Below are 15,592 nucleotides of genomic sequence, written 5' to 3' on the forward strand. Positions count from 1 at the left end.
GCGCGCCTGCTGCGCCGGCTGATCCGCAACCTGCTGGAAAACGCCAGGCGCTACAGCGGCGGCGAAATCAGTCTGGAACTGGCGCACATCGGTTCGGGGGCACAGCAGCGCGCCGTGATCCGCGTCAATGACCGGGGCCCCGGCGTGCCGGCAGACCAGCGCGAGCGGATTTTTGAGCCTTTTTACCGCCTGCCGGGTGCCAGTGAGCGCGAAGGCGGCGTGGGCCTGGGCTTGGCGCTGGTCAGATCCATCACCACGCGGCATGACGGCAAGGTGCGCTGCGAAGACCGGCCGGGCGGCGGCGCTTCCTTTGTGGTCGAGCTTCCGATGCCGGCCACCACCTAGTGTCCTGTCCCGCAAATAACGGCGATGTGAAATCGTCCATTCAACCGCCATGCGGCCTTGCCCTTCGTTGCCATGGCTATGTCGCCTCCTCGCGCCTTGCCTGATGATTGACCGGACACTTTCATTTCATCGCCTTATTTGCGGGACAGGCCACTAGAAATACGAATACGCCGCAGGGTCGGCGAAATATACAATCGCCCTCATTCACCCAGGGGAAGGCCTTGTATGTCGCCCACCGTCATCGCTGCGCAATTGTTCGTCCCTGAACAGGGCGCCGGTCCGCAGGCCTTCCTGCCCACCGGGGCGCGCACATGAGTGTTCCTCTGGCCACGCTCCAGCGCCAGTCGAACCCGGTCTGGCTGCACGACGCTTTCAGTTCGCTGCCCGGCGCGCTTGCCGGAACACCTCTCGTCTTCAAGCGTGCCGAGCATGCTGCCGACTACCTGCGCTTCTGGAGCACCGATCCCGCGGCGCTCACCGCCCTGCGTTACGCCCTGTACCGCTGCGAGCATTCCCCCTCGGTGTTTGCCATGCCCGATGCACAGGTACTGCAGGCGCTCGCCGCCAAACTGGCACGCGGCGCCCTGGTGTTGACAGACCGTCCGGCTGGTGCCGGCGCAGGCGGCTGGCCGATGGTTCCCGCCGCTGAGGCAGCGGTGCCGGCATCCAGCACCCTGATCAAGCTCAACACCCTGCCCGACCGGCCTGCCGCGCCTCCGCTGCTGCCGCTGCTCGAAGAAGTGCAGATCGAAGGCGCCGAGGTGCTGCCTGAAATCGAACAGACGCTGGAGCAGATTGACCTCACTATGGGAAGCATTGACCTGGCCGGGGTGTCGCTGGAACCGACACCGTCCAAGGTGCCGCTGATCGAGACCGCCATGACCGACGCCAGCACGTCGGTGACCAAAACGCTCGACGACTTGTAGCGCATGCAGTTTGTGACCCGGGCCGGCACGGCCATCAGCACCGGCGCCACGCAGGTGATCGAGTCGGTCGCCGCCGCCTCCGGCACCTTGAAGACCGAATTGGGCGCGGGCATTTCCGAAGCCACTACAGCCATCAGCACCGTGACCCAGCAGGTCAGCGCGGTGGCCACGCAGATCACCCAGCTGAGTCCGCCTCTCAATCCGCAAGCGTTGGCAGGGCCGCTGTCGGTGGCGCTGACGCGACTGCAGTCGGACCTGGGCGGCGTGGTGAACTCACTGGCCGGCCTGGGCCCGCGCCTGGCCACGGCGGGGCAGCATCTGGCCGGCATTGCTGGCGATGCCCAGGACGCGGTGTCGGTTGCCACGGGTTTACCGGGCCGGCTGGTGGCGATCCGGCCCGATGTGTCCGGCATTCCGCCGCGACTGGCCGGCATCGCCCGCAGTGCGCAGGACCTGGGCAATCGGGCACTGTCCCTGGAGCCACGCCTGGCGCAGTTTGCCGGCACGCTGGCCCCCCTGCAGCAGCGCCTGGCCGACTTGCAGGTCAGGCAACCGGCAGACCTCGCCAGCGCGCAGGCCGGCGTGCGCGCCGACGTGCAGGGCGCGCTGGACGGCATCAACGGCGAGATCGGCAATGTGCAGGTGGAAGTTGCCGGCGCCGCGGCAGGTATTCAGACAGAAATTGAAGCCACGGCGCAAGTCCTGGCAACGGTGCTGGACGGGCTCCAGGCCCAAATCGATGCGATCATGGCCGAGGTGTCCGGCGTCCTTGACTCGGTCATGGGGCGGATTGATGCGGCCGTCACCGTGCTGGAGGAGGAACTCGCCGCACTCACCAAACAGGTCGGCGGTTTCAAGGACCGCACCCGGGAAGTGGCGTTGGCCATTGCGGCGCCGGTGCTGGGAGTCGAGGCGGCCATTGACGCGGTCGCTGCTCAGATTGAAGCCGTGGGCCAGGTCATCGACGGCATCCTGGCCAGCATCGAGGCGCAGATTGCTCGCCTGGAAACCGTGATCGCGGCGCTCAAGCAGACCGTGGACACGGCTGTGGCTGGGGTGGACGACACGCTGACTATCTTGAAAGACGCACTGGGCGAAGTCATCACCGAGATCGACGAACTCAAGGTCACGTTGCAAGCCCTGCCCGAGCGCTTCCAGCCGGTCGAAGCGCAAATCGACGAAGCGCAGCAGATGATTGAAAGCATCCAGCAGCGCATCCGTGAATTCATGGACCGCGCCGACCGCGCGCTGGCGCAGGCCAGCCGCGAGATGGACCAGGCCGATGCGCTGTGCGACAACGCCATCGCCGTCTGCACCAAATACATCACGCGTTCGCTGGCCATGGTGGCAGCGCGCACGCTGTTCATGGGCGTCAAGGCGATGATTCCCGGCATCAGAACCACCATTGCCGGTGCACGCGCCACGGTGAAGACATCCGGCAACACCGCCATCAGCCTGCTGGACCAGGCCATCGCGGTTGTCGAGCAGTTGCGGTCCGTGGTCAAGCAGGCCATCGAACAGGTGCGCCAGGCCATTGCCCAGGTGGTTGCCGTGCTGGACCAGGTGCGCGCAGCCCTCGTACAGGCACAGGAGCGCATGACACAGGTTTCTGTCGACATGCATGCGGCGGCCGAGCAAGTCAAGGCCCAGCCCGACAAGCTGGTGGCCCAGGTGCGGGAGGCGCGCGACAGCTTTGTCGCCGCCACGCAGCCGCGTGAGAAAGTCAATACCGTGTGCGCGCAGGTGCTGGGTTTCAAGGGCCGCTTTGTGGCGCCGGTTCGCCTGCAGGTGGAAGGCGCCGAGTCACGCGTGATCCAGGGCATCAGCGATGTGCAGGCGAAGATGCAGCCGCCCATGGACCAGCTCAAGGAAAAAGTGCAGGCCCTGCGTGACCAGATGTCGGCGTTGCAGGCACAGATCCGGCGTCCGCCCGCCCAGCTTCAGGCCTTGATGGAAGAACTCAAGGCCCAGCTGAACCAGCAGGTGGGCCGCGCGCGCCAGGTGCTCGACGATGTGCTGGCCAAGGCCGATGCCCTGATCAGCCAGGCCCAGCAGGCTGTGCAATCTGCGGCGCAGGCGGAAAGCGACGCCAGCCAGGCTTTGTCCGGAATGGCCGGCCGCTTCAGCCAGGCCAGCAGCGAAACCAGCAACCTCGTCACGCGGATGCAGGCGGCTGCCGACGACGCCACCAGCCAGGTGGACGGGCTTGGCGCCAGGCTGGATAACTTTCGCACCGAAGCCGAAAACGCCTTCCAGCAAATTCAGGCAAGTGTGCAAAGCGCCGGCGACAGCGCCCTCGCCCTGCGCCAGGACTTTGAAGCAGCGGGCCAATCCGCCAGCCGCCAGCCTGATGCCCTCTCGGCCAGCATGGCTGCCCTGCTCAGCGCCGCAGAGCCCCTGCAACGCGCGTTGGCTTCCGCGCAACAGGACGCCACTGACCAGGCCGAAGCGGCGAATCAGGCCAGCGCCGGGCCGCTGGAAAAACTGGCAGCTGCCCGGCAGGCCCTGGCCACCATGCTGGACGATGCGTTGGCCGCAGTCGCGCCGCCCGGCGACGCTGCCCGGGAAGAACAGCAGAAGATGGACGAGCGGCTGGCATCGGTCGCGGGTGAAGTGGATGGATTAAAGCAACAGGTGCAGGCAGCGTCCAAAGAGGTCGCCGAGCGCACGGCCGAGGCCCGCGCCGAAGTCGAGCAGTATCGCGACAAGGGCCAGGCGCTGATTGAAGAGGCCATGAAGGAAGTGGCGACGGCCAAGGCGCAAACCGAGGTCGCGCGTGCCGACGCAGTGAGTGCCGAGGCCACGATGGATGCCGAGGTCGTCAAACACGGCGGCGAAGCGCTGGCACGCAAGGCGCCGCCTGCAGAAGCAGCGGCACCTGCAACTGCCGCGCCGCCGCCATCTCCCGCCGATGCCGGCCAGGCACCAGCCGCACCAGGTGCCGGCGCGCCAGTTGGCCCCTCGGGCAGCACCGCTCCGAACAATGCCGGTGCTGCACCGGCCAGCCCATCGGCGAAAGGGGACGGCACCAGCCCGGCACCTTCGGCCAAACAGCAAGTCCCTCAAGGCAGCGGTCCAGACGCAGGATCTGCCCCGAGCGGCGCTGCAACAGATACCCCATCACCGCAGGGGGCCGGCACGCCTCAAGAGCCAGGCAGTAGCGACAAAACACCCGCTGCGTTGGAAGAAGGAGCGTCCGCGAATCAAACCCAGCCTGATGGGAAGCAGCCCGACAAGCCATCTGGATTACCGGGTGGCGATCAGGTTAAACCGCCTGCGGCGGCGGCCGAGCTGCCGGGTGACGGGCTGCCTGCCTCACCCTCCGCGGCCTCATCAGACACGCCAACCGGCAATACGACGGGCATGCCAGACACGCCCCATGCGCCTGACGGGCCCGCCAAGTTGCCGTCCGACCTGCCGCCCGGCAGCAGCGGTGCAACACCCGCCGATCCGTCCCCACCTGGCGCATCAGCTGCAGACCCGACCCGCCCGCGGCCACCCCAGCCGCTCAAGGATACGTTGGACAAAGCCGCATCGCCGAAACCGGGTATGCCGGCACCGGATGCGCTTCCATCCGGACTCGAAGCCCTGGCCGACAAGCTGCCTGCACCGGCAGATGCAGCCGAGGCAGGCAAGTTTCTCGAAGGTCTGAAAGACGCGATTGCAGGCAGTGCCAAGCCCTGAAAACAGGGCGGGCCACCTGACGCAGGCGTGAAATACGCCGCAGTTTTTCGCAAATTCGCACATAAAAACCACACCCATCCCTCAATTAGGGGATGCCCGAAATAACGTGAAACCCTAAAGTCGGAACGTTGCTGTGACAACACCCATAAGCTGGAACAAAGGCAGAAGACGAAAAGTCGACCAACAGATCTCAGTCTCAACGACGTCCCTTCAAAAGGACTTGGCAAGCCACCGCAAGGTGGTTTTTTTTGCCTGTGTCAGCCCCCAGTCAGCGGCCCAAGAGCTCGCGTTACCATTCGGCATCAAGCGAAAAGGCCGCCCGGTTTTGCGAACCCCCAGCGCCGACGCCACCCCCATTCATTCCAGGAGTTTTACCGTGAACCCAGACCACCAGGCCGCAGCTGTCAGCCAGGGCTTTTCCGTTTCGCCTCAGGATCGGCTTCCGATGATGGCCAGGGAGGCCATGTCTGCCGCACAAGGCGAAGCGGCCGATGCCCTGATTGCCGGCCCGCGCAAGGCCGTGTTCGGCCCCTTTATTCCCCTGCTGCGCAGCCCCGAACTGATGGTGCGTGTCGGCAAGGTGGGTGAATACCTGCGTTTTGACAGCCTGCTGGAAGTCCGCATCCGTGAACTTGCCATGTGCGTGGTCGCGCGCCATGTGTCCAACCAGTTTGAATGGCTGATGCATGCACCGCTGGCGCTCAAGGCCGGCGTCCCGCAGGCCAGCCTGGATGCCATTGCCGAAGGCCGCTATCCGCACAGCCAGGCTCAGGACGAGGCAGCTGCCGTGGACCTGGTCACCGAACTGCTGCAGCACCACGGTGTCAGCGACAGCAGCTATGCCGCCGCATTGGGTGTGTTCGGCGAGCAGGGTGTGGTCGAGCTGACGACGCTGGTCGGCTATTTTGCGATGGTCTGCTGGGTCATGAACGTGGCACGCACACCCACCGACAACAAGCCGGGTTTCTCGCCCTTGGCGGCTTTCCCCGCCTGATCCTCCGCGCTACAAGGCCAGCAGCACCCGCTCAGGACTGATGTCATTGAGGCAGCGTGTGTGGCCCAGCGGGCATTCGCGCTCAAAACACGGTGCGCAATCCAGCGGCGGCTGGTAGCTGGCATCGTTCTTCAACCAGAGCACCGTCGCCCGCGCGCTGAGCGGCGGGGTGTGCAAAGGGCTGGACGATCCGAAAACTGCCACCTGCGGCACCCCGAAAGCGGCGGCCACATGCATCAGGCCCGAGTCGTTGCTCACCACGCTTTTGGCCGCGGCAATGGCACACAGGGCCTGCAGCAAGGTGGTCTTGCTTGCAAGATTGACACAGGCACCAGGCCGCGCCGCGTTGGCTGCCAAGGCAATTTCCTCACACAGCGCTGCTTCCTTGCTCGACCCCAGCAGCAGGACCGGCAAGGCCAGGCTTTGAGCCAGCCCGGCAAAGTGTCGGGCTGGCCAGCGTTTGGCCGGACCGTATTCGGCACCCGGGGCAAACACATGAAACGCGCCGCGATGCAGGCCAAGTTCGGCCAGGGAGCGGTCCACCTCGTCCGAAGGCATGTGCAACTGCGGCCGGTCGGCCTCCAGGTCCGTTTCACCGCTGAGCGCCGAATAAAACGCCACCATGGGTGGGCGCTGGCCTTTGGACGGATTTTTCAGGCGGTGCGTCAGCAGGCCGATACGCGCCTCGCCGAGGTAGCCAACACGTTTGGGAATGCCGGCCAACAGGGGCAACAGGGCGCTTTTCAATGAATTGGGCAGCACATAAGCGGTGTCGAAGCGGCCTTCGATCTGCCGGGCCAGCGCGCGCCGAGCCTTGAACTGCAAGCCGCCGTGGGCAAAAGGAAATTCAATGACCTCGTGTACCTGCGGCATCGCGCGGTAAACCGGCGCCACCCAGGGCAACGCACCTACTGTGAGCTGCTCACCCCGCGCATGCAGACGCCGCAACAGTGGCTCGGTCATAACTGCGTCGCCTATCCACTGGGGAGCGACGATCAGCGACCTAGTGATGGCCACCGAAGTGTTCGCCGGCTTTCAGCCGATAAACCGTGCCGCAGTAAGGGCACTTCGCCTCCCCGGTGCGTGCCACATCCAGGTAGACCTTAGGGTGGCTGTTCCAGATTTTCATGTCGGCCTTGGGGCTGGGGCAATAAACGCCGCCTTGCGCGTTCAGGTCGGAGGCCAGCAGTTCGACAGCAGAAGAATCGAGGGTCATGGTGGAGGTGCTCATCTTGGGACTTTCAGGAAGCGCTTCAGACTTTGGCTAACCAGCTGGCGTACTTGGGATTGCGGCCGTTGACGATGTCAAAAAACGCGCTCTGGATTTTTTCGGTGATCGGGCCGCGCGAACCGGCGCCAATCTCGATCCGGTCGAGCTCGCGGATAGGCGTGACCTCGGCGGCGGTGCCGGTGAAAAAGGCTTCGTCGGAGATATATACCTCGTCACGCGTGATGCGTTTTTGCACCAGTTCCAGCCCCAGGTCTTTGCAGATGTGCAGGATGGTGTTGCGCGTGATGCCGTTGAGCGCGCCGGCCGACAGGTCGGGCGTGTAGACCACGCCACCCTTGATCACGAAGATGTTTTCGCCAGCGCCTTCGCTGACAAAACCTGAGGCGTCCAGCAGCAGCGCTTCGTCGTAGCCGTCATCCAGCGCTTCCATGTTGGCCAGGATGGAATTGGTGTAGTTGCTGACCGCCTTGGCCTGCGTCATGGTGATGTTGACGTGGTGGCGGGTGTAGCTCGATGTCTTGACGCGAATGCCGCGTTTCATGCCTTCTTCGCCGAGGTAGGCACCCCAGGCCCAGGCGGCGACCATCAGATGGATGGTGTTGCCCTTGGGGCTGACGCCGAGTTTTTCCGAGCCTATCCAGGTCAGCGGGCGCAGGTAGCCGCTCTCCAGCTTGTTCTCGCGCACCACGGCAATCTGCGCTTGCATGACTTCTTCCTTGGTGAAGGGAATTTTCATGCGCAGGATTTTGGCGCTGTTGAACAGGCGCTCGGTGTGCTCTTCGAGCCGGAAAATCGCCGAGCCGCCGCCGTCTTGCTTGTAGGCGCGCACACCTTCAAAAGCACCACAACCGTAATGCAGGGTGTGGCTCAGCACGTGGATTTTGGCGTCGCGCCATTCGACCATCTGGCCGTCCATCCAGATTTTGCCGTCGCGGTCTTCCATGGAGGGTGCTACTGGGGGCATGGTGCTGATCCTGTGGTGATGTCGTGGAATGATTCTTTGAGGCCGGAGAGGCCGGAGAGGCCGGCAAAAACCCGAAACGCTGATTTTACGGGGCCGGCGGCAGCTCACCTGTGGCCGGCGGGGAATCGGCCATGTCCGGCCTGACCAGCACATGGTGCGTCAGCTTGCCGCTGGTAAAGGTGCAGGTGACGTGCGACTGCCCGCCGTCAGTCCAGCGAAACACTTCGGGCTGCGCGTCCTTTTCGGATTGCAGCGCGCCCAGGCTTCGGGTCATGGCCACCACATGCAGCAGGGTCATGCCCGGTTTGAGTTTGGCATTGAGCATGACGGCGCTGTCGGTATAACCGATGGGCCGGTTGGCGGCGCGCTTGAGCACCTGCATCATGCGGGTGAAATGCAGCAGCAGCCACATCATCAGGCCGCCAGCCGCAGCCGCGACCCCGGGCCAGCCAAAACTGCGGTAAGCCAACGCCACCACGGCCACACCTGCGATAGGAACAATGATTTTCTGGAAGTTCATGAGCGCATTTTCGCAGCTGCGCGCGGCCCCGATCTGCGGGGAATGCGTAGGCGTGCCGCCTGTGGGAATTTCAGTGGGGAGGCACCGGCGCCAGGCCCGCGCAGGCGTCATTATGGAGTTGATCGATATTTTCAAGCAAAATATGCCCTAAACCCTTATTCCGCGGGCGCAAGTAGCTATTAATTCAGGAGCACATCAGCCTGCGGCATGCGTCCCGTCAAAAGCGTGTGGGCCCAGTCCGGCCGGCCATTGCGCCGCGCGATTTCGGCCTGGGCTTCGTGTGCGTAGGGCACCGCACGCAGTTCGACCCGCCAGCCACCTCGCGCCTGTTCAAGCAAGGCATAACGCGCATGCGGAGCCCCCGTTTCAACCACATGCGGATGGGGATGGGCATCGTCATAAGCCTGCAGGCCGACACTGCCCGGGTTGACCACCAGGGAACCGCCGCACTGCACAACGCGGGGCACATGGGTGTGCCCGCACAGCACCAGCCCATGGCGCTCGTCGCCGAGACGCTCACGCACCTCTTCAGGCGTAGCCGGTCGGGTTCCCGTGCTGCCCGTGTCGCCGAAGCCGGCCACCACGGTTTCCAGCCAGTACTGCAGGTCGTTGTCGGGTGTGCCGTGGCACAGACGAATGCCTGGCTCCAGCACCTGCCTGGCCGGCAGCGCGCGCAGCCACGCGGCCTGCGCCGGGCTGACTTGCGCCGCCGCAAACCCGTCGCTGCTCAGCGGGTCCATGGCCGGCGCACCGGGTTCGAGCAAAGCCAGTAGCTGGCGTTCGTGGTTGCCGCGTATGGTCGGGAAGTCCTGCGCCATCAGCAGGTCGGCGGTTTCTGCCGGCTGCAACGGCCCGCTCAGGATGTCGCCGAGGTTGACCGTCTGGTCCACCCCTTGGCGCTTGATGTCCGCCAGCACCGCCTCAAGTGCTAGCAAATTTCCGTGGATGTCCGAGATAACCGCGAGTTTCATCACCCTGATTGTGCAATGCCTCAACTCAGGCTGCGCACCACGTCCATGGCTTGCTCGACCCGCTCGACGGCATGAATGGTCAGTCCTTCGATCGGCTTCTTGGGGGCGTTGGCTTTGGGCACTACCGCCACGCTGAAACCCAGCTTGGCCGCCTCCTTGAGCCGCTCCTGGCCACGCGGCGCAGGCCGAACTTCGCCGGCCAGCCCGACCTCGCCAAAGGCAATAAAACCCTTGGGCAGCGGCTTGCCGCGCAGGCTGGAGGTGATGGACAGCATCACGGCCAGATCAGCCGCCGGCTCGCTGATGCGCACCCCGCCGACGGCGTTGACAAACACGTCCTGGTCCATGCAGGCAATACCCGCATGGCGGTGCAACACCGCCAGCAGCATGGCCAGCCGGTCGCGGTCCAGGCCGACCGACAGGCGCCGCGGGCTGGGACCGCCGCTGTCCACCAGCGCCTGGATTTCAACCAGCAGCGGACGCGTGCCCTCCAGCGTCACCATCACACAGCTGCCCGGCACCGGCTCGGCGTGCTGGCTCAGGAAAATCGCGCTGGGGTTGCTCACACCTTTGAGGCCTTTTTCGGTCATGGCAAACACGCCGATCTCGTTGACGGCGCCAAAGCGGTTCTTGATGGCCCGCACCAGGCGAAAACTCGAATGCGTGTCGCCCTCGAAATAAAGCACGGTGTCTACCATGTGCTCAAGCACGCGCGGGCCAGCCAGCGCGCCCTCCTTGGTGACGTGGCCGACCAGGATGATGCAGACGCCGCTGGCCTTGGCCGCACGCGTCAGGTGGGCCGCACATTCGCGCACCTGCGCCACCGAGCCCGGGGCGGAGGTGAGCTGCTCCGAATACACGGTCTGGATGGAATCGATCACGGCCACAGCAGGCCGCGTGGCTTCCAGCGTGGCGAGAATTTTTTCAAGCTGAATCTCCGCCAGCACCTTGACCTGCGAGCCGTCCAGCCCGAGCCTGCGCGAGCGCAGGGCCACCTGCGCGCCGCTTTCCTCGCCGGTAACGTAAAGGGTGTCCAGGCCGGCGCGCTGCAGGGAATCCAGGGCCTGCAATAGCAAGGTTGATTTGCCGATGCCGGGATCGCCGCCTATCAACACCACCCCGCCTTCGACAATGCCGCCCCCCAGGACACGGTCCAGTTCCTCGTGCCCGGTGGGCGTGCGGGCCATGTCCGTCGCCTCGATATCGGCCAGGGTCGCCACTTCCGACGGTTTGGCCAAAGAGGCAAAACGGTTTTTTACCGGCGACTGACTTTCGGCAACCGATTCAATGAGCGTGTTCCAGGCCCCGCAATGCGGACATTTGCCCAGCCATTTGGGGTTGGTTCCGCCGCATTCGGTGCAGGTGTAAATCGTCTTGTCTTTGGCCATGGAGTGATATTACTGTAATTATTCACAGTACGGGTAAATCCCAGCAGATGGGGACTGGGCAGGAAAGTGCCATTTCATTTAACATGTTAAATAATTTTGACGCACTGCATGACCACACCGTTTACCCACCGCAACCTGCCCCGCCTGCTGCTGCAGGCGCGCGAGTCCGTGATGGCGCACACCCGGCCGCGCCTGCGTGAGCACGCACTGAGCGACCAGCAATGGCGCGTGCTGCGGGTACTGGGCGAACACGGCGTGGTGGAAACCGGCAAGGTCGCCCGCGAAGCCTTCATCCTCGGCCCCAGCCTTACTGGCGTGCTGACCCGCATGGAACGCGACGGCCTGATTCGCCGCGCGCGGGACCCGGCCGACCAGCGCCGCACGGTGGTCGAAGCCACGGACAGGGGCATGCAGCTTGTCGAGACCCTGTCGCAGACGATTGAAGCGCACTACGCCTGGATGGAAAAAACCTTGGGCAAGCAGAGCCTGGCACAGCTCTACGAACTGCTCGATCAATTGATTGAACTGGAGCAGCCATGAGCTGGATGCCGCAGGGAACCGTTTACGGCACGCTGCTGAACTTCCGCTCGGAGGTCGAGGCGATGGCGCCGCAGATGAATCAGCCGCCTTACAAGACGCCGCCGAAAGCACCCGTGCTGTATGTGAAAACGGCCAACACCTGGAGCACCCATGGCGCGGCCATCGCCATGCCGGCCCGCGTCCCCGAAGTCGAGATTGGCGCCACCATCGCGATGGTGACGGGCGCGTCTGGCACCGTCGCCGGCTATGTGCTGATGAACGACCTGTCCGTTCCGCACGCCAGCTTTTTCCGGCCTCCCGTCAAGTTCAAATGTCTGGACGGCTTTCTCGGCATCGGCGAGCGTTTGGTGCCTGCCAGCGAAGCCGGCGATCCTTCGGGCTTCATGCTGGAAGTGCGCATCAACGGCGAGCTCAGACAGACCGTGAACTTCGACCATCTGCTTCGCGATGCGGCCCGGCTGCTGGCCGATGTCGGTGAATTCATGACGCTGCGCCCCGGCGATGTGCTGATGCTGGGCTGCGATGCAGGCCGGCCGCTGGCCAGGGCCGGGGATCGCATCGACATCACAGCGCCGGGTTTCGGCATGCTGAGCAACACCCTTACAGCAGAGGCCTCATGAAACATGCACGTGCTGCTTACCAGGGCGTGACCCAGCGCGCCGTCGAGCACGATGGTCGATTGCTGCTTGATGATGGCCGGCTCGTCGGTGAAGACGCTGTTACCTGGCTGCCGCCACTGGCACCCACGCCCCGCCCGCGCACCATCCTCGCGCTTGGCCTGAATTACGCCGACCATGCGAAGGAGCTTGAATTCAAGGCACCCGACGAACCGCTGGTCTTCATCAAGGGCGAAGGCACGCTGACCGGTCACCGACAGCTCACGCGCCGCCCAGCCGATGTGCAGTTCATGCACTACGAATGTGAACTCACGGTGGTCATCGGAAAGACGGCAAAAAAGGTCAAGCGTGACGACGCGTACAACTTCATCGCGGGCTACACCATCGCCAATGACTACGCGATTCGCGATTACCTCGAAAACTGGTACCGCCCCAACCTGCGTGTGAAAAACCGCGACACTTGCACGCCGCTGGGCCCGTGGCTGGTAGACGCCGTAGACATTGCTGACCCGATGGCGCTGGCACTGCAGACCACTGTCAACGGAAACGTCACGCAGTCCGGCAACACGCGCGACATGATTTTTGATGTGCCCTTCCTGATCGAATATTTCAGCAGCTTCATGACGCTGCAGCCCGGCGACCTGATCCTGACCGGCACGCCCGACGGTGTGGTCGATTGCCAGCCTGGCGATGTGGTTGTCACCAGCATCGAGGGCCTGGGCGCGCTTATCAACACGATTGAATGAATATGAAAATAGATCACCTTATCAACGGCAAATCCGTTGCCAGCACCCGCTACTTCGAGACCGTTAATCCTGCGACGCAGGAAGTGCTGGCTGAAATCGCTTCCGGCGACGAAGCCGAAGTCAACGCCGCCGTCGCCGCGGCAAAAGAAGCGTTTCCGAAATGGGCCGGCATGCCCGCGCCACAGCGCGCCAAACTCATCCGCAAGCTCGGTGATCTGATCGCTGCCCATGTGCCCGAGATCGCGCAGATGGAGACCAACGATTGCGGTCAGGTGATTGCGCAGACCGGCAAGCAACTGATCCCCCGCGCGGCCGACAACTTCTATTATTTTGCAGAGATGTGCACCCGGGTCGATGGCCACACCTACCCGACCGAGACGCACCTGAACTACACGCTGTACCACCCGACCGGCGTCTGCGCGCTGATCTCGCCCTGGAACGTGCCCTTCATGACGGCGACCTGGAAGGTCGCGCCTTGCCTGGCCTTCGGCAACACCGCAGTACTGAAAATGAGCGAGTTGTCGCCGATGACCGCAGCACGCCTGGGCGAGCTGGCACTCGAAGCCGGCATTCCGCCCGGCGTGCTCAACATCGTGCACGGCTACGGCAAGGAGGCTGGCGAGCCGCTGTGCCGCCACCCCGACGTGCGAGCGATTTCCTTCACCGGCTCCACCGCCACCGGCAACCGCATCGTGCAGGCCGCAGGCCTGAAAAAATTCAGCATGGAGCTGGGCGGCAAATCACCCTTCGTGATTTTTGATGATGCGAATCTCGGGCGAGCACTCGATGCCGCGGTGTTCATGATTTTCTCCAACAACGGCGAACGCTGCACCGCCGGCAGCCGCATCCTGGTGCAGCAGTCGATCTATGCCGACTTCACTGCCAAATTTGTGGAGCGCGCCAAGCGCATCAAGGTCGGCGACCCGCTCGATGAAGCCACCACCATAGGCCCCATGATTTCGCAGGGCCACCTGGCCAAAGTGCGCAGCTACATCGAGCTCGGCCCCAAGGAAGGTGCCACCCTGCTGTGCGGTGGCCTCGGTGCTCCGGACCTGACGGAGCGCGTGAAGAAAGGCAACTACGTTTTGCCCACGGTGTTTGCCGATGTTGACAACCGCATGCGCATCGCGCAAGAAGAAATTTTCGGTCCCGTCGCCTGCCTGATCCCGTTCAAGGACGAAGCCGACGCGATTCGCCTGGCCAACGACACGCAATACGGCCTGTCGAGTTATGTCTGGACCGAAAACCTGGGCCGCGCCCACCGGGTGGCTGCAGCCGTCGAAGCCGGCATGTGTTTCGTCAACAGCCAGAACGTGCGTGACCTTCGCCAGCCTTTCGGCGGCACCAAGGCCTCGGGCACGGGGCGCGAGGGCGGCACCTGGAGTTACGAGGTGTTCTGTGAACCGAAAAATGTGGCGGTCTCGCTGGGTAGCCATCACATTCCACATTGGGGAAGCGCATGAATGCGCTCCCCCTTGGGGTTACCGGGACGCCCCCCTCCCCATCCCTCCCCTCGAGGGGAGGGGGTCATAGCCTGAGGACTCATCATGGGTAAGCTCGCCCTCGCCGCCAAAATCACACACGTGCCCTCGATGTACCTCAGCGAGCTGGACGGCCCGCGCAAGGGCACGCGGCAAGACGCGATTGATGGGCACCTGGAGATTGACCGGCGCTGTCGCGCTTTGGGTGTGGACACCATCGTGGTGTTCGACACGCACTGGCTGGTCAATGCCAACTATCACATCAATTGCGCGCCGCACTTCAAAGGTCTGTACACCAGCAACGAGCTGCCTCACTTCATCAGCAACATGGGCTTCGAGTTTGCGGGCAACCCGTCACTGGGCCAGTTGCTGGCCAAAACCTGCAATGCGCACGGCGTGGAAACCCTCGCGCACGACGCCACCACACTGAACCCGGAGTACGGCACGCTGGTGCCCATGCGCTACATGAACGCCGACCAGCACTACAAGGTGGTGTCCGTCTCGGCGCTGTGCCAGGCGCATTACCTCAACGACAGCGCGCGTTTGGGTTGGGCCATGCGCCGTGCCATTGAAGACGAGTACGACGGTACGGTTGCTTTTTTTGCCAGCGGCTCGCTGTCACATCGCTTTGCGCAGAATGGCCTGGCACCCGAATACGCTTTCAAAATCTGGAGTCCCTTCCTCGAAACGCTGGATCAAGAGGTGGTACGCATGTGGCGACGCGGCGATTGGAAAGCGTTCTGCGCGATGCTGCCCGAATACGCAGCCAAAGGCCATGGCGAAGGTTTCATGCATGACACCGCCATGCTGCTGGGCGCCCTGGGTTGGTCGGACTACGATGGCCAGGCCGAGGTCATCACGCCTTACTTCGGCGCCTCGGGCACGGGGCAGATCAACGCCGTGTTCCCGGTCACGCCGCAGACTGGCGCCGCCATTCCTGCCGCACAGGCCTCGTCAGCGCACGGCTACCAGGCCGTCAGCCGGCTCTGACCAACACCGGATAACCCATGCCACACCTCGTCATCCTCTACACCTCCAACCTCGAGGCCTCCAGCGACATGACGGCGCTTTGCCGCGCACTGGCCGACACGATGCAGGCCGTGAAAGACGAGGAAGGCAAACAGGTCTTCCCCACCGGCGGCACACGGGTGCTGGCCTACCCGGCCGCGCATTACGCGGTGGCCG

15 protein-coding genes and 1 pseudogene are annotated in these 15,592 nt (G+C 63.8%); 10 read left to right on the forward strand and 6 right to left on the reverse strand.

From position 1 onward, the window contains the following. The 4 genes from ABI660_RS20215 to ABI660_RS20230 all read left to right on the forward strand — a co-directional run. The coding region (locus ABI660_RS20215; RefSeq protein WP_348071486.1) for an ATP-binding protein at positions 1-345 on the forward strand (345 nt) is incomplete at its 5' end. A 311-nt stretch (positions 346-656) separates the two neighbouring features. Beyond that, positions 657-1,271 carry a hypothetical protein gene (locus ABI660_RS20220; RefSeq protein ID WP_348071488.1) on the forward strand — a complete coding sequence of 205 codons (615 nt, stop codon included), beginning with the start codon at positions 657-659 and terminating at the stop codon, positions 1,269-1,271. 3 nt (positions 1,272-1,274) lie between these two features. After that, entirely contained in the window at positions 1,275-4,955 is a 3,681-nt protein-coding gene (locus ABI660_RS20225; protein ID WP_348071490.1) for a hypothetical protein, read from the forward strand. A gap of 376 nt (positions 4,956-5,331) precedes the next feature. Further along, entirely contained in the window at positions 5,332-5,949 is a 618-nt protein-coding gene (locus ABI660_RS20230; RefSeq protein ID WP_348071492.1) for a carboxymuconolactone decarboxylase family protein, read from the forward strand. Positions 5,950-5,958: 9 nt separating this feature from the next. Here the strand turns inward: ABI660_RS20230 and waaF are convergent, their stop codons facing one another. The 6 genes from waaF to radA form a co-directional block, all read right to left on the reverse strand. Beyond that, positions 5,959-6,960 carry a lipopolysaccharide heptosyltransferase II gene (gene waaF, locus ABI660_RS20235; protein WP_348071512.1) on the reverse strand — a complete coding sequence of 334 codons (1,002 nt, stop codon included), beginning with the start codon at positions 6,958-6,960 and terminating at the stop codon, positions 5,959-5,961. After that, a complete protein-coding gene (locus ABI660_RS20240) occupies positions 6,953-7,180 on the reverse strand; it encodes a zinc-finger domain-containing protein (RefSeq protein ID WP_348071494.1) in 228 nt (75 codons plus the stop codon). Before ABI660_RS20240 ends, waaF begins: the two co-directional genes overlap by 8 nt. Before the next feature lie 22 nt (positions 7,181-7,202). Continuing rightward, on the reverse strand, positions 7,203-8,144 hold the full coding sequence (locus ABI660_RS20245; RefSeq protein WP_348071496.1) for a branched-chain amino acid transaminase: 942 nt from the start codon (positions 8,142-8,144) through the stop codon (positions 7,203-7,205). 85 nt (positions 8,145-8,229) lie between these two features. After that, positions 8,230-8,664, reverse strand: a complete 435-nt coding sequence (locus ABI660_RS20250) for a glycerate kinase (RefSeq protein ID WP_348071498.1) — start codon at positions 8,662-8,664, stop codon at positions 8,230-8,232. Positions 8,665-8,843: 179 nt separating this feature from the next. Continuing rightward, positions 8,844-9,635: a metallophosphoesterase family protein gene (locus tag ABI660_RS20255; protein WP_348071500.1), complete on the reverse strand. Its 792-nt coding sequence runs from the start codon at positions 9,633-9,635 to the stop codon at positions 8,844-8,846. Between the two features lie 20 nt (positions 9,636-9,655). Next, entirely contained in the window at positions 9,656-11,023 is a 1,368-nt protein-coding gene (gene radA, locus ABI660_RS20260; RefSeq protein ID WP_348071502.1) for a DNA repair protein RadA, read from the reverse strand. 108 nt (positions 11,024-11,131) lie between these two features. On the opposite strand from radA, the gene hpaR reads away from it, so the two are divergent. The 6 genes and pseudogenes from hpaR to ABI660_RS20290 form a co-directional block, all read left to right on the forward strand. Then, positions 11,132-11,563: a homoprotocatechuate degradation operon regulator HpaR gene (hpaR, locus tag ABI660_RS20265; protein WP_348071504.1), complete on the forward strand. Its 432-nt coding sequence runs from the start codon at positions 11,132-11,134 to the stop codon at positions 11,561-11,563. Then, complete coding sequence (locus ABI660_RS20270; RefSeq protein WP_348071506.1) at positions 11,560-12,183, forward strand: fumarylacetoacetate hydrolase family protein; 624 nt, start codon at positions 11,560-11,562, stop codon at positions 12,181-12,183. The genes hpaR and ABI660_RS20270 overlap by 4 nt, the downstream gene beginning before the upstream one ends. After that, the gene (locus ABI660_RS20275) at positions 12,180-12,926 is read left to right on the forward strand and encodes a fumarylacetoacetate hydrolase family protein (RefSeq protein ID WP_348071508.1); all 747 of its coding nucleotides are present in this window, start codon (positions 12,180-12,182) and stop codon (positions 12,924-12,926) included. The genes ABI660_RS20270 and ABI660_RS20275 overlap by 4 nt, the downstream gene beginning before the upstream one ends. Positions 12,927-12,928: 2 nt before the next feature. Then, positions 12,929-14,389, forward strand: a complete 1,461-nt coding sequence (gene hpaE / locus ABI660_RS20280) for a 5-carboxymethyl-2-hydroxymuconate semialdehyde dehydrogenase (RefSeq protein ID WP_348071514.1) — start codon at positions 12,929-12,931, stop codon at positions 14,387-14,389. Between the two features lie 84 nt (positions 14,390-14,473). Beyond that, positions 14,474-15,397 (forward strand): 3,4-dihydroxyphenylacetate 2,3-dioxygenase, encoded by a 924-nt coding sequence (gene hpaD, locus ABI660_RS20285; RefSeq protein ID WP_348071510.1) that lies wholly within the window; start codon positions 14,474-14,476, stop codon positions 15,395-15,397. Positions 15,398-15,414: 17 nt separating this feature from the next. Next, positions 15,415-15,592, forward strand: a pseudogene (locus ABI660_RS20290) (5-carboxymethyl-2-hydroxymuconate isomerase); the annotation flags it as partial.

Source organism: Polaromonas sp., from assembly GCF_039930745.1.
Classification (GTDB): domain Bacteria; phylum Pseudomonadota; class Gammaproteobacteria; order Burkholderiales; family Burkholderiaceae_C; genus Polaromonas.